Raw genomic sequence first — 25519 nt, forward strand, 5'->3', positions numbered from 1 at the left:
TCAGTGGAAATATAATTTTGTCCAAACAAATTCAGGCAATTAGAGGCATGAATGACTGCCTGCCGCAACAAACCCCGGTATGGCAATATGCCGAGCAGGTTTTAAGACAAACCATGTTTAATTATGGTTATAGTGAAATTCGATTTCCTATTGTCGAAATGACCGAGCTATTTAAGCGCTCTATTGGTGAAGTCACTGATATTGTTGAAAAAGAAATGTATAGCTTTGATGATCGCAATGGCGATAGCTTAACGCTGCGTCCAGAAGGTACTGCGTGCTGTGTAAGGGCGGGTAATGAGCATGGCTTACTCTATAACCAAGAGCAACGATTATGGTATATGGGACCGATGTTTCGCCATGAGCGGCCACAAAAAGGTCGTTATCGTCAGTTTCATCAATTTGGCTTAGAAACTTTCGGTATTGCCACGCCAGATATTGATGCTGAAGTTATTTTACTTAGTGCTCGTTTATGGCGGCAGCTAGGTCTTACGCCTTTTGTTAAGTTAGAAATTAACTCTTTAGGTTCAGCAGAAGCGCGGAGTCATTATCGTGACGTATTAGTGGCTTATTTAGAGCAACATAAAGACCAACTAGATGAAGATAGTTTACGCCGCATGCACACTAATCCGTTGCGGGTTTTAGATAGCAAGAATCCTGCATTAGCCGAGCTATTAGCTGCAGCACCGAAATTAGCGGATCATTTAGATCAAGACTCTGCCGAGCATTTTGAACGCTTAAAACAACTGCTAACTTCGGCTGGGATTGAATATACTGTGAACCCGCGTTTAGTGCGTGGTTTAGATTATTACAATAAAACGGTATTTGAATGGGTAACGACAGAGCTAGGTGCTCAAGGTACCGTTTGTGCCGGTGGCCGCTATGATGGCTTAGTTGAGCAGTTAGGCGGTAAGTCTACACCTGCTGTGGGGTTTGCCTTAGGCATGGAGCGTTTAGTCTTGCTTTTACAGCACTTAGATTTAGTGCCAGAATTAGCTAAAAACGCCGATATCTATTTGATGGCTTTAGGCGAACAAGCGGAACTTGCTATTCATTCTGTTGCCGAACGCTTGCGTAATGAGTTGCCAAGTAAAAGAATAATGTTGCATTGTGGTGGCGGAAACCTAAAAAAACAGGTAAAACGTGCAGATAAATCGGGTGCAAGCATTGGTTTAATTTTAGGTGAAGATGAATTAAGCCGCGGCGAAATTACAGTAAAATGGCTACGTGAAGATAAGCCACAACAAACACTATTAATAACTGAGTTGGCAAAACATTTAGCCTAAGCAGGACTGACGGAGTAACACAGTGGAAATTTATAGCAGTGAAGAACAACAAGTAGAAGCGATTAAGCGTTTTTGGAACACCTATGGCAAGGCCATTTTAGCCGGCATTATTTTAGGTTTCGTTGTGTTATACGGCTTTCGTTATTATCAAGCACAACAGCGCGCCAATGTAGAGCAAGCTTCAGTAAGCTTTAGCCAGTTATTGACGCAACGCGATGATGCAGAAGGCGATGCCTGGTTGGCACAAGCGCAAGGTTATATCGATAGCTCAAAGTCGACAAATTATGCTGTTTTTGCCGCCCTGTTAGCAGCTAAAGAAGCTGTGGCACAAAATAAGCTGGATGTTGCTGAAAAGCAATTAAACTGGGTGATGCAGCAGGCTAAAAACCCTGAGCTGTTAGCGTTAACTCAATTGCGTTTAGCGCGTGTACAAAAAGAGATGACTAACCTAGATGCAGCCTTAGTTACGTTGTCTGTGGCGGTTCCTGAAAGTTTTCAAGCGCTTCAAGCTGAGTTAAAAGGTGATGTTCTATTATTAAGTGATAAACCAGCTCAAGCCAAGTCCGCTTATCAGCAGGCATTAAATGCAAGTGGTGCGAATAAACAGTTACTTCAGGTTAAACTGGACGAACTGGCACATATCACCGCAGCATAACGAGAGGTAAGTGTGAAATTACAGTTAAAATTTTTGGCAACAGCTTTAATATTGCTAGCGACCACCGCTTGCTCTAGCAAAGAAGAGCTTGTATTGCCAGCAGTACAAAATACTATCTCTCCAGAAGTCGTTTGGAAAACAAAAGTGGGTTCTGGGGTTGAGCATTTTGAATCTAGTTTACAGCCACTGATTGTTGAACAAACCGTATATGCAGCAAGCCGTGAAGGTATTGTTGCTGCTTATGACTTAAACAGCGGTAAACGTAAATGGCAATTTGATTTACGCAAGCCAGATGGCAGTTCGGCTTGGCATAGTATGAGTCGCTTATGGTCTGACGGTAATGCGCGTATATCTGGTGGCATTAGTTATGGTTATAACAAACTTTATCTAGGCACTGAAAATGGCGAAGTATTCTCGCTTTCACCTGAAACAGGTGAGTTACTTTGGCGAGTAGAAGTTAAAGGTGAAGTGTTAGCTAAGCCGGCATTAGGTGAAGGCTTAGTGGTTGTAGCAACCGGAGCGGGTACGCTTATTGCCTTACACCCTGATACCGGTGAGCAGCGCTGGGATTTTGAAAATGAGCAGCCGTCACTAACGTTACGCGGAGTCGGTAGTCCTGTTATTCATGCCGGTGGTGTTATCTATGGTTCTGGTAGTGGCCATGTCGGTGTTGTTATCGCTGATAGAGGTTATCAAGCGTGGGAAGAGCAAATTTCAATACCTGAAGGCAGTACTGAGCTATCACGATTAGCTGATGTTGACGCAACACCTATAGTGACAAGCAATGCGATTGTTGCCATTGGTTATAATGGTGAATTAGCTGCATTAGATATCCGCACGGGTAAAGCATTATGGAAACGTGAGTTTGCAAGCTTTCGCAATATGGCTTTAGCAAATGACACCTTGTATGTGGTTGACTCAAACGGCCGTATTGCTGCAGTTAATAGTAATAGTGGTGGTGAAATCTGGACACAATATGGCTTACAAAAGCACTATTTAACCGGTGCAACTGTTTATAAGAATTATATTGTAATAGGCGATATTGAAGGCAATTTGCATTGGTTAGATCGTAGTTCGGGCGACTTTGTCGCGCGACAAAGTATGGATAGCTCAGGTTTTTATACTGAAGCGGTCGCTAGCCAAGACTATTTATTAGTACAAAGCCGTAATGGCGAACTAGTTTTATTACAAACGCCTTAAATAGGCTTGTAGTAATTATTTTTTAAACAGGTCTCTGGTAGACCTGTTTTGTTATTTCTGAGGTTTACACCATGTTGCCTGTCGTTGCCCTTGTAGGGCGTGCCAATGTCGGAAAGTCGACGTTATTTAATCGATTAACGCGAACTCGTGATGCATTAGTTGCAGACTTTCCCGGGTTAACACGAGATAGAAAATACGGCTCTGTTAAGTATGAAGGCCTAGAGTTTATTGTTGTTGATACAGGTGGTATTGATGGCGATGAGCAAGGCATTGAAGTTGAAATGGCTGAGCAATCATTAAAAGCGATTGATGAGGCCGATCTTGTCTTGTTTATGGTTGACGCCAGAGCTGGCGCAACTGTCGGTGATCAGGCTATTGCAGCGCATATTCGCAAAGTAGAGAAAAAAGTTTTTGTCGTCGCAAACAAAACCGATGGTTTAGATGCGGATACCGCTATCGCCGACTTTTATAGTTTAGGTTTAGGCGAAGTTTATCCTATAGCCGCTGCTCATGGCCGTGGCGTGTCCAGTTTACTTAACTTTGCCTTAGTGCCGTTACTAACAGAAGAACAGCAACAGGCCTTAGCTAAGGGTGATGAAGATGCGCCTTCGTTAGAGCTAGCTACTTTAACTGAAGAAGAAGCGGATGCTGAAGCAGCACGCTTACGTAGTGAACATATAAAGTTAGCGATAGTCGGCCGCCCTAACGTGGGTAAATCAACCTTAACTAACCGAATTTTAGGCGAAGAGCGGGTGGTTGTATTTGATATGCCAGGCACCACCCGAGATTCTATTTATATTCCTATGCAGCGTAATGACCGTGAATATACGCTTATAGATACAGCGGGTGTACGTCGTCGTGGTAAAATTGATGACGTAGTAGAGAAATTCTCTGTTATTAAAACCTTACAAGCCATAGAAGACGCAAACGTTGTTATTTTAGTGCTCGATGCTAGGATGGGGATTTCTGATCAAGATTTAAGTATCTTAGGTTTTACTTTAAATGCCGGTCGTTCTTTAGTTATCGCAGTGAATAAATGGGACGGCTTAAATGACAGCATTAAAGATGAAATAAAACGTGAGCTAGATCGTCGTTTAGGCTTTATCGACTTTGCTCGTTTACACTTTATTTCAGCCTTGCATGGTTCAGGCGTGGGTAACTTATTTGAATCAGTAGAAGAAGCCTTTGATTCTGCAACAACTCGCCATAGTACGGCTTTGTTAACCCGTATAATGAAAATGGCGCTAGAAGATCATCAGCCGCCTATGGTACATGGTCGCAGAGTGAAATTAAAATATGCGCATGCGGGTGGCTATAACCCACCTTTGATTGTTATTCATGGTAATCAGGTGGATTCATTACCTGACTCCTATAAACGCTATTTAATGAATTACTTTCGTAAAACATTAAAAATGATGGGTACACCTATAAAGATAGAGTTCCGTGAAGGTGATAATCCATTTGCGCCAACAAAGAAGAACACAGAAACACCGTTACAAAAATATAAACGTGAGCGGTTAATGAAAGCGAGAACCAAGTTTTCTAAATAGCGTTTCTTTCTGTGAGGGAAATTCTTTCTATAATTTCTCTCATTTATTTGCAAATAAGCTAGTGCAGCTTGCTGTTTTATTTGGGGTGTCGACATGAAATTTCGTTTTCCCGTAGTAGTGATTGATGAAGATTTTCGCAGCGAGAATATATCTGGCTCGGGGATCCGAGATTTAGCCGAAGCAATTAGTAATAAAGGCTATGAAGTTGTTGGCTATACCAGCTATGTAGATTTAAGCGCTTTTGCTCAGCAAGCGAGTCGTGCCTCTTGTTTTATTTTATCTATTGATGATGAAGAGTTTGGCAGTGGCACTGAGGCTGAAGTTGAAACTGCAGTTGCAGGCTTACGGCAATTTATAAAAGAAGTACGTAAGCGTAATGCTGATATACCTATTTTTCTATATGGCGAAACTCGGACAACTCGGCATATTCCAAACAGCATACTGCGTGAGTTGCATGGCTTTATTCATATGTTTGAAGACACGCCTGAGTTTGTTGCTAAGCATATAATTCGTGAAGCAAAAAAATATCTTGATGCCTTAGCGCCACCATTTTTTAATGCCTTAATGGATTATGCTTCAGATGGCTCTTATTCATGGCACTGCCCAGGCCATTCAGGCGGTGTTGCCTTTTTAAAAAGCCCAGTAGGCCAAATGTTCCACCAATTTTTTGGTGAAAACATGTTAAGAGCCGATGTGTGTAATTCGGTTGACGAGCTAGGCCAACTGCTTGATCACACTGGGCCTGTGGCGCAAAGTGAGCAAAATGCAGCACGTATTTTTGGTAGTGACCACTTGTTTTTTGTTACCAATGGTACCTCTACATCCAATAAAATGGTTTGGCACTCTACGGTAGCACCGGGCGATATAGTCGTTGTTGATCGCAACTGCCATAAATCTATTTTGCATTCTATTATTATGACAGGGGCAATACCGGTATTTTTAACGCCAACCCGTAACCATTACGGCATTATTGGCCCTATTCCGAAAAGTGAGTTTTCAGCCGAAGCGATAGCGAAAAAAATAGCCGCTAATCCGTTTGCTCGTAACGCAAAAAATAAGAAGCCTCGTATTTTAACCATTACCCAAAGTACCTATGACGGCATTTTGTATAATGTTGAAGAAATTAAGCAACAGCTTGGCTCTACTATAGATACCCTGCATTTTGATGAAGCCTGGTTACCGCATGCGAGTTTCCATGACTTTTATAAAAATATGCATGCCATTGGTAAAGACCGACCGCGCTCTGAAGATACCTTGGTTTTTGCAACGCAATCGACGCATAAATTATTAGCGGGTTTATCGCAAGCATCACAAATTTTAGTGCAAAATGCACAAAATCGCAGTTTAGACACTCACCGCTTTAACGAGTCTTACTTAATGCACAGCTCAACTAGCCCGCAATATGCCATTATTGCAAGCTGTGATGTTGCCGCTGCTATGATGGAAGCGCCAGGCGGTACAGCCTTGGTTGAAGAGTCCTTATTTGAGGCTATCGACTTTAGACGCGCTATGCGCAAAGTGGATGCTGAATACGGCGATGACGACTGGTGGTTTAAAGTTTGGGGGCCAGATTCTTTGCCTGAAGAAGGCTTAGGTGATCGTGATAATTGGATGCTGCATGCAACAGATACATGGCATGGTTTTGGTGATATAGAGTCTGGTTTTAACTTACTTGATCCTATTAAAGCCACTATTATCACGCCAGGCTTAAATATGCAGGGCCAATTTGACGAGCAAGGTATACCCGCCGCTATAGTGAGTAAATATTTAGCTGAACACGGTATTATTATCGAAAAAACGGGCCTGTATTCCTTCTTTATTATGTTTACCATCGGTATCACTAAAGGCCGTTGGAACTCTATGGTAACGGAGTTACAGCAGTTTAAAGATGATTACGACCAAAACTTACCAATGTGGCGAGTGATGCCGGAATTTGCAGCCAAGCATCCAGGTTATGAAAAAGTAGGCTTGCGTGATTTATGTCAGCAAATTCATAATATGTATCGTCAGTACGATGTGGCAAAAGTCACTACAGAAATGTACTTATCTAACATTGAAACAGCCATGACACCAGCCGATGCATGGGCGAAAATGGCTCATCGCGATATAGAGCGTATATCGATTGATGATATAGAAGGCCGTGTTACAGCTATGTTAGTGACGCCTTATCCACCAGGTATACCGTTAATGGTGCCAGGTGAGCGTTTTAACAAAATAATAATTAGCTACCTGCAGTTTACCCGCGCCTTTAACTTAGCCTTCCCAGGCTTTGAAACCGATGTTCACGGTTTAGTCCGTAAAAAAGTCGATGGCGAAGTGAAATACTTTATTGACGTGGTTAAAGAAGCTTAAAACCACTTATTAATGTACTAACTTAAATAAAAGGCCGACATCAATTGTCGGCCTTTTTGTTATTTTAGTAGCTATTAATACAGCAGCATTAAAATCTGCTATTTAGCCGCAATAACAGAGCTTATCTTCGCCACAAAACTGCCGTTAGCTAATTGAGTTGTTACTTGATCGCCTACGGCTAATTGCTCGGTTGAAGTGAGTACTTTATTGTCTGCGGCAAAGCTAATGCTGTAACCTCGCGCTAGTGTGGCCAGTGGGCTTACGGTCTCTAGTTTACCTGCAATGGCGGCGAGTCGTTGTTGCTGTTGTTGTAATTTCAGCTTTTGGCTGTTGTTTAAGCGCTGGGTTAAGTTAGTGATTAACTGTTGTTGCTGAAGCAACTGTTTTGCTGGGGATAATTGACGAAGGCTTTTCGCTAAATACTGTTGCTGCTGGCTAGTATTAATTAAGCGGCGTTTAATGCTGTTAGTTAAGCGCTGCTGCATCTCATCTAAACGTTGCTGTTGCTGTTGTAAACGTCTTTTAGGCTCTGCTGCTAGTAAGCGCTGGCTTAGGTTAGTTAAACGCGGGGCAAGCTGTTGCAGTTGCGCTCGTTGGGCTTGATATAACGCATTACGCAAACGATTGATACGTTCAAAAATGTGGCTTTGATCAGGTGAAACGAGTTCGGCGGCTGCCGATGGTGTGGCGGCGCGCATATCGGCAACAAAATCTGTTAGGGCAAAATCAATCTCGTGGCCGACGGCGCTAACGGTTGGAATAGGGCAGGCGGCAAGTGCGCGCACTAAGGTTTCGTCGTTAAAACACCATAAATCTTCTAAAGAGCCACCACCGCGGCCAATAATCAGTACATCGACTTCGTTACGTCTAATCGCATTACTAAGCATAGTGCGCAACTGATTAGCCGCCGTTTCGCCTTGCACTTGGCAAGGGTAAACAATTACTTCAATGCTAGGCGCGCGGCGTTGTAGCACAGTAATAATATCGCGAATAGCCGCGCCTGTTGGTGAGGTGATAACGCCAACCCGTTCAATATGGGCAGGTAACGGCTTTTTGCGTTCTAGGGCAAATAAACCTTCGGCATTTAATTGCGCTTTAAGCTGTTCAAACTGCTGCTTGAGTAAACCGGCGCCGGCGCTTTCAATAAATTCGGCTATTAATTGATATTCGCCCCGAGGCTCATAAACGCTGATCCTTGCTCGCACTAAAACTTGCTGGCCATTTTGCGGTCGAAAGCTACTGCGTTTATTGGCAGTTTTAAACATAGCAACTTTTACTTGGGCTGCTTGGTCTTTTAAGGTGAAATACCAATGGCCAGAAGCGGCTGCTACAAAATTTGAGATCTCTGCTTGCAACCAAATTTGTTGGAATTGCAATTCAAGAGTTAACCGCACTTCGCTGTTTAAGCGAGAAACGCTATAAATATCGGGTGTTTGCATACTGAAAATTCTATTGTGCTGCTAATACTGTGGCTGACTGTAACATAAATTGAAATAGTGATTGTGAAAAGAGAACAAAACCGCTAAAATTGCACCGCAACATTCCTTATCTTTTCATCCACAGCGAGATTGTTGCAATGCTCAGGATCAAACAAGAAGCTCTTACCTTTGATGATGTATTATTGGTACCAGCACACTCTACCGTTTTACCCCATACTGCCGATTTGCGCACTAAATTAACCAACACTATTACGCTGAATATTCCTATGGTATCTGCCTCTATGGATACAGTAACGGAAGCGCGTTTAGCTATTGCGTTAGCGCAAGAGGGTGGCCTAGGCTTTATTCATAAAAATATGACCATTGAAGAGCAAGCTGCAAACGTGCGTCGTGTTAAAAAATACGAAAGCGGTGTAGTTTCTGATCCGGTTACTGTTACTCCAGATATGAGTATCCGTGAAGTACAAGCACTTGCTAAGCAACACGGTTTCTCTGGCTTCCCAGTGGTAGATGCTCAACATAACTTAGTGGGTATTTTAACCAGCCGTGATATGAGCTTTGAAGCGAGCAATCACGAGAAAGTGTCTAGTCTTATGACACCGCGCGATCGCTTAGTGACTGTTAATGAATCCGCGCCGCGTGAAGATGCCTTTAAATTGATGCACCAGCATAGAATTGAAAAAGTATTAGTTGTTGATAACGACTTTAAACTTAAAGGTTTAATTACCGTTCGCGACTACTATAAAGCGGCTAGTAAGCCTAATGCTTGTAAAGATGAGTTAGGCCGTTTACGTGTAGGTGCAGCCGTAGGTGTAGGTGCAGGTACAGATGAACGTATTGCTGCCTTAGTGGAGGCGGGCGTTGATATTTTATTAATAGATACCTCACATGGCCATTCGCAAGGTGTTATAGATAGAGTTAAACAAACTCGGGCTAAATACCCAGACTTACAAATTGTAGCTGGTAACGTGGCAACAGCCGCTGGCGCTAAAGCCTTAGCTGAAGCGGGTGCCAATGCAGTGAAAGTGGGTATAGGCCCAGGTTCAATTTGTACTACGCGTATTGTTACAGGTTGTGGTGTACCACAGATAACGGCTATTGCTGAAGCGGTTTCAGGTGTTGCCGGTACGGATGTGAGCATTATTGCCGATGGTGGTATTCGCTTCTCGGGTGATGTAGCTAAAGCCTTAGTTGCTGGTGCCCACGTAGTTATGGTTGGCTCTATGTTTGCTGGTACTGAAGAAGCACCAGGCGAAGTAGAACTGTACCAAGGTCGTTACTATAAATCATATCGTGGTATGGGCTCATTAGGTGCTATGGCACAGCGTAATGGCTCATCTGATCGCTATTTCCAAGGTAGTGATAACGCAGAAAAACTGGTACCTGAAGGTATTGAAGGTCGTGTTGCTTATAAAGGCCCAATGGAAAACATTATTCACCAGCAAATGGGCGGTTTACGCTCAGCCATGGGCTTAACGGGTAGTGCTAACATTGAAGAATTACGCACTAAACCTGAGTTTGTGCGGGTAACATCTGCAGGCATGGGCGAGTCTCATGTCCACGATGTGCAAATTACCAAAGAAGCTCCAAATTACCGTGTAGGTTAATTTTTATCTTGCAAGCCACGGCCAGTTAATTCTGGCCGCTCTATTTTAAAGGTCGCTATGAACACAAATATTCATCACCATCGTATTTTAATCCTCGATTTTGGTTCGCAATATACGCAATTGATCGCTCGTCGCGTGCGTGAAATTGGCGTCTATTGTGAGTTATGGGCTTGGGATGTCAGCGCTGAACAAATTAAAGAATTTAATCCTACTGGTATTATTTTATCTGGCGGACCTGAAAGCGTGCACGCTGCAAATTCGCCACGGGCACCTGAATATGTGTTTGAATCGGGAGTGCCTATTTTAGGTATTTGCTACGGTATGCAAACTATGGCAGAACAGCTAGGTGGTAAAGTGCTTGGCTCTGATATGCGTGAATTTGGTTATGCCCAAGTCGAAGTTATTGCCCAGAATGAATTATTTGCCAATATTGAAGATCATATTAGTGCTAACGGTAATGCGCAGTTAGATGTCTGGATGAGTCATGGCGATAAAGTGATTGAAATACCAGAAGGCTTTATAACTTGTGCCACTACGCCTACCTGCCCGCATGCTGCTATGGTTGATGCTAAGCGTAAATATTATGGTGTTCAGTTTCACCCTGAAGTCACTCACACCCGCCAAGGTCAGCGCATGCTTGAGCATTTTGTTGTTGAAATCTGTGGCTGTGAGCAGCTATGGACACCAGCAACCATTATTGAAGATGCAGTAGAGCGTTTAAAGCAACAAATTGGCGATGACGAAGTTATTTTAGGTTTATCGGGTGGCGTTGATAGCTCAGTAACAGCGATGTTATTACACCGTGCTATTGGTAAAAACTTACACTGCGTATTTGTTGATAACGGCTTGTTGCGATTAAACGAAGGCCAGCAAGTAATGGATATGTTTGGCGATCACTTTGGTTTAAATATTATTAAAGTTGATGCTGAACAACGCTTTTTAGCTGCCTTAGCTGGCCAAACTGATCCCGAACAAAAACGTAAGACAATTGGCCGGGTATTTGTTGAAGTATTTGATGAAGAGTCGCAAAAGTTAGCTAATGCAAAATGGTTAGCTCAAGGCACTATTTATCCTGATGTTATTGAGTCAGCAGGCTCTGCAACAGGTAAAGCGCATGTGATTAAATCACACCACAATGTGGGCGGCTTACCTGAGCATATGAAGTTAGGCTTAGTTGAACCATTACGTGAACTATTTAAAGATGAAGTGCGTAAAATTGGTTTAGAGCTTGGCTTGCCTTACGATATGCTATATCGCCATCCGTTCCCTGGGCCAGGCTTAGGTGTACGTGTTCTTGGTGAAATCAAAAAAGAATACTGTGATATTTTACGCCGTGCCGATGCTATCTTTATTTCTGAACTGCAAAAAGCAGACTTGTATAATAAAGTAAGCCAAGCCTTTGTGGTGTTTTTACCGGTAAGATCAGTTGGTGTTATGGGCGATGCACGTAAATATGACTGGGTTGTTTCATTACGTGCTGTTGAAACTATCGACTTTATGACTGCGCACTGGGCGCACTTACCTTATGATTTCTTAGGTAAGGTATCTAACCGCATTATTAATGAAATAGATGGTATTTCACGCGTGGTTTACGATATCAGCGGCAAGCCGCCTGCGACCATTGAGTGGGAATAACACGCAGAATAAATAAAAAGGCGCTACGGCGCCTTTTTTGTTACTTAGCATACTAGCTTGTCAATATCAGTCAAATTCATCTATTATCTATGCTATACAAGTTAAATTTATTGTTATTAAATGTTAACTATAGCTATATCTGAATTTATTATTAGTTTATTATCAATTACCTAGCCATTGCTATTCATACAGGGTTCAATCGTGATACCGGATAGTGATATTAACTTTACTGTTTAATAATTTTGTGAGCCTTACTTTGTTATCAATTTTACTCGTCGATGATGATCAAGAATTTACTAATGTAGCCAGCCATATTATTGATTTTCTTGGCCACACAGTAGATGTTGCACATAACTTAGAGCAAGCACATCAATGGCTTGAGAATAATACTTTTGATCATATTTTATTAGATTTTATGTTACCCGATGGTAGTGGCCTGCATTTAATGGACAGGTTAAAACAATTAGCCACTATGCCAAAAGTGACCTTTATTACTGGGCATCCTTCGGTCAAGTCAGTGGTGGCAGAATTGTGCGGTCCAAAAGTGGACTATTTAATTAAACCTATCCAGCGTGAAGATTTAGAGCGGGTGTTAAATGGGATTAAACCTAAAGTAGTAAAATCATCTGTTGATCTGCCAACTAAGCATTTTGGCTGTTTAGTCGGTGAATCTGCACCGATGAAACAACTTTATACCATGATTGAGCGAGTGGCTAAAACCTCGGCTAATGTCATGTTAATGGGCGAGAGTGGTGTAGGTAAAGAGGTAGTAGCTGCAGCCATTCATGCAGCCAGTGAACTTAAAGGACCTTTAGTTGCGACAAACTGTGGTGGCCTATCAAAAGAGCTTATTGGCAGTGAGTTATTTGGCCATGAAAAAGGCGCGTTTACTGGTGCTATAGCACAAAAAGCAGGGGTATTTGAGCAAGCACAAAATGGTTGCTTATTTTTAGATGAAGTGACAGAAATGCCTATTGATATGCAGCCTGCTTTATTACGAGTATTAGAAACTAAAAATGTAATACGAGTTGGTGGTACTAAAGAAATTGCAGTAAATTGTCGAGTTATTTCTGCAACTAACCGGCCATTACAGCAAATTGCTGAGCAAAATGTTTTACGTGAAGACATTTATTTTCGATTAGCCGTATTCCCAATTGAAATACCTCCTCTTAGACAAAGAACCGCTGATATTAACTTATTGGCTAAATATTTTTTGCAGCAATTTAATCAAGAAAACAGCACTAATTACAGATTAACAACAGCGCAAATTAAACGATTAGAAGCTTATGATTGGCCGGGTAATGTACGCGAGCTAAGACATACTATACACAGAGCCGTTATTATGAGCGATCCTCAGTCAACAAGTCTTGTTTTACCAGAAACCTTTGCATCACCATTTTCGTTCAATAAAGAAAACAAGCAAGGTTTAATAGCAGGTAAAACGATAGAGGAGGTAGAGAAAGAGTTAATTTACGTTACCTTGCAAAAAGTAGAGGGTAATAAAACCTTAGCTGCTGAAATGCTGGGGATTAGCGCCAAAACGTTATATAACCGATTAAATGCTTATGGTAGCTTAGGCGAATTTAGCTAAATGGATAAATAATAAGGGCTCTTCGACAGGAGGCAATATGACTGAACCTAGTGAGCAAGAGTTAGCCAAACTAATTCATGATGTTAGAAAACCATTGAATCGTATTTCAATGCAGGCAGAGTTAATAAAGTTGGTATTAGAAAATGATTTAGCCAAAGACAAAGCCATTACGGCGGTCGAGCAAATTATTCAATCATGTCAGGACTGCAGTGACAAATTACAGCTTTTCACTGAGCCTAAATAGTAACGTTATGACAAGGATACGCTGTGCTAAAATCGACTTTTGTCTCTAAACAACGTAGTGCTTGGATTTTAATCAGCCTTATTATAACTAGCATTATCAGTTTTAATGTCTACCTTGCTTTTAACACTATTCAGAATTTATCTAGTATTCAGGTTAGTCTCGCTAACACAGGTAATATCATTCTACGTTTAGATGATTTGCACCTTTCATTAATTTCGGCAGAGTCAAACCAAAGAGGTTTTTTGCTAACTAATGATGATGTGTTTTTAGTGCCCTATCATAAAGCGCTAGATAAAGTTGATATACAAATTCTAGAACTTGAGGCTTTAGAGTCAGAAATAGCGACACAAAACCAGCGAATTACCAACATCATTGAATTATCTAAAGCTAAAACAGTTGAACTTAAAGAACATGTTAGATTAATAAAAAATGATAAGTCAGCTGTCTCCTTATTGGCCTTAAAGGCGAGTTCTAATTCTAATGTTTACAGCCAATTATCACAGTTGCTAACCGAAGCAAATATAGAAGAGAAAATGTATCGTGCTGGTTTACTGCAAAGTTTAGCCAAAAGTAGAAACGAAGCATCAATTACCTTTACTATTTCGGGAATTACTAGCGCAATGCTAGTGATTATTTTATTAATTATTTCATGGCGAAATAATAGAAATGAACAGCAGTATTTGCTGTTACTAGAGCAAAAAAACCAACAATTAACCAATAAAGTAGAAGAGCGAACGCAAGAGCTTAATTTATATGCTGAGGAGCTAAGCCGTAGCAATCGAGAACTAGAAGACTTTGCTTTTGTTGCTTCTCATGACTTACAAGAGCCCTTACGTAAAATTCAAGCTTTTGGCGACAGGTTAGAGTCTTCCTATGCAGATGCCTTAGAAGCGCGTGGACTAGATTATTTAAAACGTATGCGTAATGCAGCAAGCCGAATGTCAACTTTAATTACTGACCTATTAGAGTTTTCTCGGGTAGGTACTCGTGGCAGAGATTTTGCTGAAACTGATTTAAATACAGTTTTAAACTATGTGTTAGATGACTTAGAAATAGCAATTAAAGAAAGTGCTGCGAAAATAGACATATCGCCTTTACCAACAATTCAAGCGGATAGTAGTCAGCTGCAGCAATTATTTTTAAATCTGTTATCTAACGCCATAAAGTTTAGGCGCTCAGATAAAACTGCACATATTGTTATTAAGGCCCAAGCCTATAATGCCAGCGAAGCGCAATTAGCTTTGTGCGATAACTGGTATCAGATAACAGTGAGTGATAATGGTATTGGTTTTTCTCAAGAGTATGCTGAGAAAATATTTACCCCTTTTCAACGTTTACATGGCAGAACAGAGTATAAAGGTACTGGCATTGGTTTAGCGGTATGTCGGCGCATTGCAGAGCGTCACAGAGGCGAAATTGCTGCTGTAAGCGAGCTTGGTCAAGGCGCTTCTTTCAGCATTATTTTGCCTGCAGAAGCAACCCCCTTTGGTAAATTCGGAGATGAAAATGCCCCATAATAAAGCGAGAGCTATCACCATATTAATGGCCGATGATGATGAAGATGATCGTTTGCTTACTCAAGATGCGCTTACTGAAAGCAGAGTATTAAATAATCTATACTGTGTTGAGGACGGAGTAGATTTGCTTGAGTACCTAAGGAAGCAAGGTAAATATGCTAACGGCGTACCTTGTCCTAGACCCAGTCTTATTTTACTTGATTTAAATATGCCTAGAATGGATGGCAGAGAAGCTTTAGAGAATATTAAGCAAGATCCTGAACTAAGAAGTATTCCTGTGGTTATTTTAACTACGTCAAAGCAGGAAGAGGACATGCTGCGCGGTTATAACTTAGGGGCTGCATCTTATATTACAAAGCCGGTTGATTTTGTTGGGCTAGTTGAACTTATGCGAACCTTAGGTAAATATTGGGTTGAGTTTGTCGAGCTACCAAGCCAAGAACATGACTGAATTAAATTATCCGCCACAGCAAGCCCATATTTTATTGGTTGAAGACGACGAAGATGACTATGTTTTAACTCGAGGTCATCTGGAAGACTTAACCTCATTGTCCTGTCAGCTGACTTGGGTACAAAAACCTGAAGACGGTTTACAGCACTTAGTTGAAGGAAAATATGATGTTTGCTTATTGGATTATCAATTAGGGGCAGAAACTGGGTTATCTTTATTGCAAAGAGCCGTTGCTTCTGGTGTATCTACACCTATTATCATGTTAACTGGCCAAGCTGATAAAAAATTAGATTTGCAGGCATTAGAATATGGTGCAGCGGACTTTCTAGTGAAAAGTGAGCTTAACGAAACCCGTTTCGCCCGAGCTATTCGCTATGCATTAAGCCGTCGCCAATATGAATTAGAGCGACTTAACCGGTTACGCTTAGAAGCTGATAATCGGTCTAAAGATCGTTTTTTAGCGCATTTAAGTCACGAAATAAGAACACCTTTATCTTCTATTTTAGGCTATACAGAATTACTATTAGAAACGGATCTGGCTCAAGAGGCTGCCCCTGAGCTAAATATTATTCTAAATAATGGTCAACATCTTTTAAGTTTATTAAATGATGTTTTAGATCTTTCTAAAATTACAGCCAATAAACTTGAATTACGTCCAGAAAATTATAATCTTTTAAATCTCATTATGGATGTATATTCATTGTTAGAAGTGACTGCTGTTGATAAAGGGTTAAGTCTAACTTTTAACGCCTTAACAACTTTACCTAGGCAAGTATGCTTAGATGGCACACGTTTAAAACAAATTTTAATTAATATTATTCATAATGCAATAAAGTTTACTGATCAAGGTTCTGTTAGAGTTGATATCTGGCTCCATCAGCAAAAGTTATGTTTTCGTGTCACGGATACAGGCATAGGAATAGCTGCAGAGAAAGTAAAACAGATTTTTGCACCTTTTATGCAAGTCGAAGATATAGTTAAACGTAAAACCGGTGGCGCTGGATTAGGTTTAGCTATATCGGCAGAATTAGTTCAGCGTATGGGCGGCTCAATAGAGGTATCATCTCAAGAAAACCAAGGCTCAGTGTTTAACTTTACTGTTTCGCCAGGTGATATAAGTCGTAGTAAACGAGTTAATTTTGATTTTACAAAACAGGCATTACAGCACAATCAAAATGCCACTATACCTAATTTAATGGGGCGAGTATTAATAGTTGATGATGTGGCAGAGCTGCGAAAATTAGCAGGGCATTGGCTGCAAGCGGTAGGTGCAGAGGTTGAATTTGCAAATGAAGGCGCCAGCGCTATAAAAAAAGTGCAACATAAGACGCAACACAATAGCCATTATGAATTAATTTTAATGGATTTACATATGCCAATTGTTGCAGGTAGAGATGCTGTTAAGGCTATTCGAGATTTAGGCTACCAATGGCCTATAGTTGCTTTAACAGCCGCAACAGGTAAGGGGTTGAAGCAAGAGCTTACGAGTATGGGCTTTAATGACATGCTATCGAAGCCGATTAATAAATCACAACTATATAGGCTATTGCAAAAATATCTAGAGCAAGTCACTGCTCCAGTAATAGAAAAAAGTTTGCCACAGCGTATTTTAGTAGTAGAAGATGACAAGGAAGCTGCATTATTAATGCAGTTATTTTTACAACAAGAGCAAGCCGAAGTTCAGTTAGCTCACACTGCAGCAGAGTGTTTATCTATATTAGCGCAAGATAAGCTGTTCACTAAAGTATTGCTAGATTTAGGTCTGCCAGACAGCAAGGGATTAACGCTAGCAACTCAATTAAAGCAGCTGTATCCAGAGCTCGCATTGGTCATTGTCAGCGGCTCAGAGCCCGATCCTGTGGAATTACAACAATTGGGTATTGAGCAATTATTGCTAAAACCGGTTACAAGAAAAAGGTTAATTGAAGTTGTAAGCTCAGAGAGTAAGCCGTTAAGCTGAAGGCTAAAACAGGACTGCTAATAATAAAGCGGCTAAACAAGTAGCCGCGTATTACAAAACTTATATTTATAAATGCGATTAGTCTGATTTTGTTCTATACATTTCAAACCAAGCTAGCATATATTCCACTTTATTAATCATTCTACTTGGTATATTAGAAATACCATGTGGAGAGCCTGGCAGGCGTACTAAAGCAGTATCTATGCCTCGTAACTGCAGCGCCTGATAAAATTGCTCAGATTCTGAGATAGGTGTACGTCTATCATCTTCACCGGTAATTAATATAGTTGGAGTTTCTACATTACCCACTAAGCTTAGTGGTGAACGCTGCCAATAATGCTCTACATTTTCCCATGGCACCCCCGGGAACTGAAAGAAGGTTTGATATAAATAGCTGTCGCCCGTGAGCACTTTACTTAGCCAGTTAATTACAGGTTTCACCACTGCAGCAGCTTTATAGCGGTTAGTTAAACCAATGGCATAAGCACTAGCAATACCACCGGCTGAGCCGCCGCCAATAAACAGATTGTCAGGGTCAATAAAACCTAGCTCAAGCATGGCATTAACACCACTATCGTGATCAGCATAATCTTCAGGTGAGCTATATTTATATTGTAGTAATAAAGCGAAGCGCTCACCATAAGATGAACTGCCGCGGTGATTGTCATAAAACACCACATAGCCTTCTTTAGCATAACGCTGCATCTCAGCGCTCCATTGCGGGCCATAAGCTAAGTGTGGACCACCATGAATTTCTAATAATAAAGGATACTTTTTACTTGGATCGAAATCTGGAGGAGTTATATACCAGCCTTGGATTTCTTCACCATCAAAGGCTGATTTATAGATTATTTCGTGAGTTTGAGCTAATTTTTTATGGCCAAGTAAGTCTTCATTTAACGCTGTTAATACCTGTGTTTTGCCTTTATTAATTACTGCAATATCAGCAGGGCGTTGATTGGTGCCATGGGTGTAAGCTATAACACCATTGTTAGATAGACTATAACCACCGCTAAGGTAAGGCTGAGGTTGGCTTACACCACCTAAGTTAGAGGTTAATGGTGTTAGTTTACCGTTAAACTTTAATGACGCTAGTTTACGTTGGCCGCGATCATCATATTGCACAACAAAGCTTTTGTTATCTAACCAAGCTGGTTGCACTATAGCGCGATCAAAATCTTCAGCAATGTTCTGTATAGCGTTAGAGTTTAAATTTAAAACTTTTAATTTAGTGTTGCTATATGGCACCTTGTCGTTCGACTGCCATAAAAAAGCCAGTTGTTTGCCATTAGGTGAAAATACCGCTGAGTGTTCAACACCAGGCATAGTTGTTAAAGCAGTAAGTTTTTGGTTGGTTAAATCTAACTGGTATAAGTTAGCATCACGAGGTTGAAACTCCCAGTTAGGATCTAAATTAGCTGAGAATATCAGAGATTGGCTATCAGGACTAAAGCTAAGGTCGCTGCCATAATGAAAATCACCTTGGGTTAACTGACGCGCTGTACCTCCAGTGCTGGGTAAAATAAATATTTGCCGAAACTCTGGCTTTAAAAAGCCTCTACCATCAGCTTGATATCGTGCTCTGTCTAATACAATAGGCTCGGCAGACCATTTAGCCCCTTTGGGTTTAGTAACCTTTTTAACGTTTTGCTGCACCTTGGCGGAAGTTGAGGCCACATTCATAGTAAAGGCCAACTGCTTGCCATCGGCCGACCAAGTTAAATTGCTTGGGCTTTTTGGTAAGTGCGATATTAAGGCTGTTTTGTTTTCGCCTAACCAATGTAGATGGATTTGCCTTGATCCTGAGCGATCAGAAATAAAGGCCAGTTGCTTGCCATCGGCTGACCAGCGTGGTTGATAGTTATTATATTGATCAGCAAATAAAGGGCTCTGCTTACCTGTTTTAACATCAACTAGCCATAAGCTACTACGCGTGCTATCTGTCATAATGTCGTTACTATTACGCACGTAGACAACATACTGACCATTTGGTGAAATTTGCGGATCAGACGCATATTCTAAAGAAAATATATCTTCAGCTTCAAAATAAGGGCTCGTTGTGGGGTTAGATGTTGAAGCAGCAAGGCTTGGTCCAGTAATACAAAATATACTTGTGGCTAGGACAAGAGCCGATAGCTTGGTCAGTTGCATAGATGTACCTACTATAAATGGCAAAATATTAACTAGATAAACTACTCGCTATCTGTCATTTACACAAACCCCAGCGCGATAAAGAGACGTGTTTTAGCGGCTGATGGTCCAGCTGCTGAAAAGGAACTACTAGCTTTAATTAAGAGAGTGAATAAGTAAACGTCGTTTTATTTAGACATATTGATAAGCAACGTCATGATTATGGCGCATAGCATAATCTATTGCGGCCTTGCTGCTTGGCTAAATATAATTGTTCATCTGCTAATTGGGTAAGATTAACTTTATAGTCAGTTGTTGCGGCTACACCAATACTAACAGTCACTTGGCCTAAGGGACTGGTTGGGTGCTCTATATCTAGTTCTCGAATACCGGTTAGCATTTTTTCTGCTAGGTGGCTGGCACCGCTAATATCTGTGTTGGGTAAAACACAAATAAACTCTTCTCCACCATATCTGGCAACTAAGTCTGCAGGGCGTTTCGACACCGCTTTTAAGCGTTGTGCGACTAATTTTAATGCATCATCACCGGCTAAATGGCCTAAATGGTCGTTATACTTTTTAAAGTAATCAATATCAATAATCATAACTGCGATAGGTTGCTGTAAACGTTTACAAACCGCAATTTGGTTAGCTAAATACTGATCAAAAAAGCGACGGTTATACACACCTGTTAAACCATCAACATAAGCAAAAGAGCGCAGTAAGTCAGATTGTTTTTTTAATAATAAGTGGGCTTTAACGCGGTTTATCAAGGTGCTTGGGTTAACGGGCTTTTGAATAAAGTCTACAGCGCCCGCTTCCCAGCAGGCATTTTCTTCGCTTTGTTGTTGTAGGCCAGTAACAAAAATAATCGGAATATTAGCGATATCTGGATCAAGTTTCATCTTCTTACAAGTTGTTAAGCCATCTTGCTCTGGCATAACAACATCTAACAGTACTAAATCTGGCATGCTTTTCTTACAAACCTTAATAGCTTCAGGGCCAGAAGTTGCCATTAATATTTGATATTGGTCACCTAAAATTTGGTAAATAACTTGAATATTAATAGGCTGATCATCAACCACTAAAATAGTGGCATCATCTAATGATTGTAAGTATGACAGGTTTAACTCATTGCTCATTCATTCGCCTATCTATAATCTGCTTCAGCTTTACTACTAACTGCTCTGCAGAAGCAAAGTCTAGTGTTGTTAAGGCTTGGTCAAGTTGTGCAGTTATCTCTGGTGCCAATTGTAGCAACGAAGACTCTAATTGTTCAAATAACCCCAGAGCAGCCATATTGGCGGAATTTAACTGTGACTGCAATAGGTTGATGTTATCAGCTAACTGCTCAAGATTAAAATCTAGGCTTTCTTCTGCTACATCAGATAACAGCAACTGCAGTATTGTTACACTTTGCTCCTGAGCTAGGCTAAGTTGAACCATTAGCTCAACTTGCTGTGTTTGATTAATCACAGTGTTAGTTTGGTCAAGTTGTTGCTCTAGCTCACTTGCTGATTTTGACAACTGATTAAAACCTAACATAGCAGCAGTACTTTTTAAACTATGAAAGATCAACAGTTGGTCATTGACACTTTGTTGCTGGTTTATTAGCTGCGACTGGTATTGCTCAATATCTACTTTAAATTGCTGTAATACCTTAGAGTAAAACTCCACTGAATTACCTAAGCGCTGTAGCGCTGAATTAAAGTCAATCTCTTGCTCTGTTGTGTATTGAATTAATGCTGTTGGCACTGCCTCATTTGTTAATTCAGCAGGTTCTTGGTCAATCACAGCGCTGTTTTTAGTATGTAATAGTATTTTATTACTCAGTTCAGTTAAATTAAATGGCTTAGCAACATGGTCTTGCATGCCAGCTTCTAAGCAGGCCTTAATATCTGAGGCCATAGCATTTGCTGTCATAGCAATAATGGGTAATTGAGTTAGCTTAAGTGTATTTCTAATGTGGTAGGTTGTTTGGTAACCATCCATTTCTGGCATTTGAATATCCATTAGCACAACAGCAAACTGCTCAGGCTTATTCGTTAGTTTGGCCAGAGCTTCTTTGCCGCTACTGGCTATGTCGACTTTAGCGCCAAGCTGGCTTAATAATTCTGAGGCAACCAACTGGTTAGTTAAATTATCTTCTACTAATAATAAGGTTAAATTCTGTAAAGGATTATTTTGTTGCTCGGGTTGATGCTGAATTAGCTGCTCGCTTAAGGCCGGGCCATGAAACACTTCTTGTAGCTCTTGTGCTAATAGGGTATGAGTCATTGGTTTCATTATAAAGCCATCAATTAATTCTTTGTCTGTATTAGCGCGGTAAGAAAAAATATCTTTGCTATAAGCACTGACCATAATGATTCGTGGCTTCTGGTTTTTATCTATAGTGGTCTGGATAGTTTTAGCGACTTCTAAGCCATTTTGTTCAGGCATATGCCAATCCAGTAAAATTAAATCGTATTTGTGCTGCTGACTGATGGCCTCTTTAATGGCCTTCAGTGCGGATTTACCATCTTCGACTGCATTTGATGTCCAATTAAAAGATTGCACTATATCTGACATAATAAGACGGGCTTGATGATTATCATCAACAATTAATACCTTTAATTGCTTAGGTAAACTTAATGTTTTAGGCTGAACTTGCTCATCAGCTACTTGTAGAGCTAAAGTAACAGTAAACTCACTACCAACATTAGGTGTACTTGTTACACTTATACTTCCTTGCATTAGTTCGGCTAAACGTTTACTAATGGCAAGCCCTAAACCCGTACCACCAAATCGACGACTAATTGAAGATTCTGCCTGTTGAAAGCCACTGAAGATATGGTTGATTTGCTCTTTTGTCATCCCTATCCCAGTATCTTTTATAGCTATTTCAAGGAGTATATTGTTGCCGCTTGTATTAGAGGCTTTAACCGAGATTATCACTTCACCTTGAGCAGTAAACTTAATCGCATTGCCAGCTAAGTTAATTAAAATTTGTTTAATACGTAGCGCATCACCAATCAATAAATCAGGAATGTCAGTGGCTAAATCGTATAGAATTTCTAAGTGTTTATCAGCAGCGCTAGCTGTTAAAATAACGGCTAGTTCATGTAGTAATTCAGTGAGACTAAATGAATGTAACTCTAATTCTAGCTTACCTGACTCAACCTTAGAAAAGTCGAGGATGTCATTTAGGATGGTAAGTAATGATTGCGAAGCGACTTGGGTTTTTTTAATATAGTTTCGTTGCTGGTTAGTTAAGTCTGTTTGTTGAATAAGTTGAAGTAAGCCTAAAATCGCATTCATAGGGGTGCGAATTTCATGACTCATATTAGCTAAAAAAGCAGACTTAGCTTCATTAGCCTTATTCGCATTATCCCTGGCTGTAGCTAACTCTTGTTCACGCTGCTGTTGAGCGGAAATATCCCGTGCCACAAGATAAATATATTCAGTTTTAGCGAACTCAAATAAGGTTGCGGTGATAGACACTGGAATAATGGTGCCACTGTGCGTTTGATAGTGACGGTTAAAGCGCACTTCAGACTGTTTATGCAGTAAGTCAACTATTTGTGACCATTGCTGCTCACTACTACCTTGCTCAACACTTAAAATTGTGCGTTCCAATAAATTTTCAGCACCGAAGATGCGCAGTGCAGCGGGGTTAGCTTTTAAAATATCGCCGCTGCTATTAAGCCAAAACATAGGATCAGCGGCTTTTTCTACTGAAACACGAGTAAGTTCAAGCTCAAACTCAAGTTGCTGTTGCTCAGTTAAATCTTCGGCAATTCCTAAAAAGCCAATAAGTCTATTATCATCGCTCATTAAGGCTGTTATACGTAACTTAACAGGGCAGTGTGAGCCATCCTTACGTACATAAGTCCACTTAGCTTCATTTTGTTCGCCTAATTTTGCTAAAGCGACAAAAACCGAAAAATCGGCGGCGATAGTCGTTTGCAGTTTCGCGCTGAGTGTTTTAGCGTATTGTTCAACCTCATCTTTAAGATGAAATAGGCTAGGACTCTGCTTATTCACTACTTCTTTACTACTATAACCGAGCATTTTCTCGGCAGCAGGATTAAATAAGGTGATAATACCGTCTATATCGGTTGCTATAACAGCATAGTTAGTGCCATTAACAATACTACGCTGTAAGTTACTCACTTGGGCAATTTCAGCGGTGCGTTGTATTACTTGTTGTTCTAGTTTGGCGTTTGCTGCTTGTAATGTTTCTGCTTTGATTGCAATAAGCTGGGCTTGTTTTTCGGCAAGCTGACGGCGGCGAATAAACAAAATTTGGATAAAAAAGATTAATAAAACAATTAAACTGCTTATCACTATATACTGGCGCAATAGTTTTTTAGTGTCAGTTAGTTGTAAAACGTCAATAAAACTAGGTTGCACCGCCATTGTTAACTGCCAAGTACGGCCAAACAAATCTAAGGAGTTTGTTATAGCAGGAACAGAGGCCGCCGTTTTATTATTACCATAGTTGTAAAAATTTAATTCATCATCGTCAGTCACATCTGATATAGCTAAAGTAATATCAGGTTTAACATCTGAAACAGTCGCTAAAATTTCATCTATAAGTATAGGTGCATAGCTCCAACCAAATAACTGCTCGAGTCTTTTCAGCTCAGAGCTTGGCGTCGTCAGAGTCGTATAAATAGGCATTAACAGCAAAAAGCCTTGCTGGCTTTTTTGTTCGGCTTGCACTAGCGTTATCGGAGCGGTGAGTTGGGTTTGATTTTTCTTTGCTGCATTTAGGGCAGCGTTACGGCGCATGGCTTCTGAGCCAATGTTTAAACCAACGGCATTATAGTTATGGATTTCAGGTTCAATATATTGAATAACAAAGTAAGAGTCGTTTGGGTTATCAAGCGTTTGTAGTGTAAATTCTCGGTCACGCTCTGTACCCGCTTTAACCATGAAATCAGGCAGTTCTGATGGTCGTATATTACGAATAAGACCAAAACCACGCGCGCCGGGAAATTCAGCTTTACTATCTCTACTAGCGGAATAATTTATAATTGTTTCATGGCTTAAGTTGTCATGTCCATTAGTTAATATCGCACTTCGTAAACCGCTTAAACCATATTGATATAAGCTCATTTTTTCTGAAATAGCCGTGCTAACCTCTTGCAATCGTTGTTGCATTTCTTTTTTTATATGCTCGTTATTTTCGTCTGTGGCAAGCTTAATAAAATGTAAGCTAATAAAAATACACAGCGTCATCACAAGAAGTGGCAGCAAAAATAATTTGCCTAAATGCGTTACTTTACCCTTGTTGCTTATCTTTTTTTCTTCGGGCACTTCAGTCGCCTTTGCGTTGTTTAAATTGCTTACTGACAATATGGGGTCTTAATAGTTCTGCAGCTGCTGCGTAGTCAAGTTGGGCTAATAGTGTAAAAAAATTCTGGCTATCTTGAGCTGGCAGTAGTTGCTTCAGTTGAGCGCTGCCTTTATTAGCAAGTGCTGTTGCGGCCATATTATGCTGCTCTAAAAACTGTAGTAATTGTGTTAAGTCAACTATGGTCTCTGGTGTAGTGTTGGTATTGTTATGTTGCTGAATAAATGCCTGTAAGGCTTGGCAGCTGTCTTGGTATAACGTAAATAGTGCGGTTTGTTCAGCAGCACTGGGTAAGCTCTCTCGCTCTAGCTCTTGTTCTATTGCTGAGCAACTACTAGCAAAGGCATCAGCCCCTATAGTGGCAAATGAGCCGCGTATTTTATGTAGAGCCTGTTTAGCTAAAGTAAAATTGCTGGTTTGAAAATTTTGTTGTAGTTCAGTAATGTTAGCAGGGCAATTATCTACCATATTTTGTAATAAGCTCAGTAGAGGAGCTTGGTTTTTGTGTGAAAGCAACATCAAATTTTTTAGGGTAGTGGTATTTAATACATTCACAGATTTACAACTT

At 40.6% G+C, this 25519-nt stretch carries 17 protein-coding genes; 12 read left to right on the plus strand and 5 right to left on the minus strand.

Annotated features, from left to right (window positions below; translation table 11 throughout):
• Positions 1-17 precede the first annotated feature (17 nt).
• The 5 genes from hisS to ACRCA4_RS01915 all read left to right on the plus strand — a co-directional run bounded on the left by hisS (position 18) and on the right by ACRCA4_RS01915 (position 7040).
• The gene (gene hisS / locus ACRCA4_RS01895) at positions 18-1283 is read left to right on the plus strand and encodes a histidine--tRNA ligase (RefSeq protein WP_433183348.1); all 1266 of its coding nucleotides are present in this window, start codon (positions 18-20) and stop codon (positions 1281-1283) included.
• A gap of 22 nt (positions 1284-1305) precedes the next feature.
• Positions 1306-1938, plus strand: a complete 633-nt coding sequence (locus ACRCA4_RS01900; protein ID WP_433183351.1) for a YfgM family protein — start codon at positions 1306-1308, stop codon at positions 1936-1938.
• A 12-nt stretch (positions 1939-1950) separates the two neighbouring features.
• Positions 1951-3138: an outer membrane protein assembly factor BamB gene (bamB, locus tag ACRCA4_RS01905; protein WP_433183354.1), complete on the plus strand. Its 1188-nt coding sequence runs from the start codon at positions 1951-1953 to the stop codon at positions 3136-3138.
• A 71-nt stretch (positions 3139-3209) separates the two neighbouring features.
• On the plus strand, positions 3210-4688 hold the full coding sequence (gene der / locus ACRCA4_RS01910) for a ribosome biogenesis GTPase Der (RefSeq protein ID WP_433183357.1): 1479 nt from the start codon (positions 3210-3212) through the stop codon (positions 4686-4688).
• Positions 4689-4781: 93 nt separating this feature from the next.
• A complete protein-coding gene (locus ACRCA4_RS01915) occupies positions 4782-7040 on the plus strand; it encodes an Orn/Lys/Arg decarboxylase N-terminal domain-containing protein (protein WP_433183360.1) in 2259 nt (752 codons plus the stop codon).
• Positions 7041-7138: 98 nt separating this feature from the next.
• Here the strand turns inward: ACRCA4_RS01915 and xseA are convergent, their stop codons facing one another.
• A complete protein-coding gene (gene xseA / locus ACRCA4_RS01920; RefSeq protein ID WP_433183363.1) occupies positions 7139-8479 on the minus strand; it encodes an exodeoxyribonuclease VII large subunit in 1341 nt (446 codons plus the stop codon).
• Positions 8480-8616: 137 nt separating this feature from the next.
• Here xseA and guaB point away from each other — a divergent pair, with 137 nt between their 5' ends.
• The 7 genes from guaB (at position 8617) to ACRCA4_RS01955 (ending at position 17484) form a co-directional block, all read left to right on the plus strand.
• A complete protein-coding gene (gene guaB / locus ACRCA4_RS01925; protein WP_433183366.1) occupies positions 8617-10086 on the plus strand; it encodes an IMP dehydrogenase in 1470 nt (489 codons plus the stop codon).
• Between the two features lie 57 nt (positions 10087-10143).
• Positions 10144-11721, plus strand: a complete 1578-nt coding sequence (gene guaA / locus ACRCA4_RS01930; RefSeq protein ID WP_433183369.1) for a glutamine-hydrolyzing GMP synthase — start codon at positions 10144-10146, stop codon at positions 11719-11721.
• Between the two features lie 256 nt (positions 11722-11977).
• Complete coding sequence (locus ACRCA4_RS01935) at positions 11978-13312, plus strand: sigma-54-dependent transcriptional regulator (RefSeq protein ID WP_433183372.1); 1335 nt, start codon at positions 11978-11980, stop codon at positions 13310-13312.
• A gap of 37 nt (positions 13313-13349) precedes the next feature.
• Entirely contained in the window at positions 13350-13556 is a 207-nt protein-coding gene (locus tag ACRCA4_RS01940; RefSeq protein ID WP_433183375.1) for a hypothetical protein, read from the plus strand.
• Between the two features lie 23 nt (positions 13557-13579).
• The gene (locus tag ACRCA4_RS01945) at positions 13580-15073 is read left to right on the plus strand and encodes a sensor histidine kinase (protein WP_433183377.1); all 1494 of its coding nucleotides are present in this window, start codon (positions 13580-13582) and stop codon (positions 15071-15073) included.
• Entirely contained in the window at positions 15063-15524 is a 462-nt protein-coding gene (locus tag ACRCA4_RS01950) for a response regulator (RefSeq protein ID WP_433183380.1), read from the plus strand. Before ACRCA4_RS01945 ends, ACRCA4_RS01950 begins: the two co-directional genes overlap by 11 nt.
• On the plus strand, positions 15517-17484 hold the full coding sequence (locus tag ACRCA4_RS01955) for a response regulator (RefSeq protein ID WP_433183382.1): 1968 nt from the start codon (positions 15517-15519) through the stop codon (positions 17482-17484). Before ACRCA4_RS01950 ends, ACRCA4_RS01955 begins: the two co-directional genes overlap by 8 nt.
• A gap of 78 nt (positions 17485-17562) precedes the next feature.
• Here ACRCA4_RS01955 and ACRCA4_RS01960 read toward each other — a convergent pair whose 3' ends face one another.
• The 4 genes from ACRCA4_RS01960 to ACRCA4_RS01975 all read right to left on the minus strand — a co-directional run bounded on the left by ACRCA4_RS01960 (position 17563) and on the right by ACRCA4_RS01975 (position 25506).
• Positions 17563-19635: a S9 family peptidase gene (locus ACRCA4_RS01960; RefSeq protein ID WP_433183385.1), complete on the minus strand. Its 2073-nt coding sequence runs from the start codon at positions 19633-19635 to the stop codon at positions 17563-17565.
• Positions 19636-19834: 199 nt separating this feature from the next.
• The gene (locus tag ACRCA4_RS01965) at positions 19835-20755 is read right to left on the minus strand and encodes a diguanylate cyclase (protein ID WP_433183387.1); all 921 of its coding nucleotides are present in this window, start codon (positions 20753-20755) and stop codon (positions 19835-19837) included.
• A complete protein-coding gene (locus tag ACRCA4_RS01970) occupies positions 20745-24953 on the minus strand; it encodes a response regulator (RefSeq protein ID WP_433183390.1) in 4209 nt (1402 codons plus the stop codon). Before ACRCA4_RS01970 ends, ACRCA4_RS01965 begins: the two co-directional genes overlap by 11 nt.
• Positions 24916-25506, minus strand: coding sequence for an Hpt domain-containing protein (locus tag ACRCA4_RS01975; RefSeq protein WP_433183393.1), 591 nt, complete (start codon positions 25504-25506; stop codon positions 24916-24918). The genes ACRCA4_RS01970 and ACRCA4_RS01975 overlap by 38 nt, the downstream gene beginning before the upstream one ends.
• Positions 25507-25519: the final 13 nt, after the last annotated feature.

Source organism: Rheinheimera sp. WS51 (assembly GCF_050936095.1).
Lineage (GTDB): Bacteria > Pseudomonadota > Gammaproteobacteria > Enterobacterales > Alteromonadaceae > Alishewanella.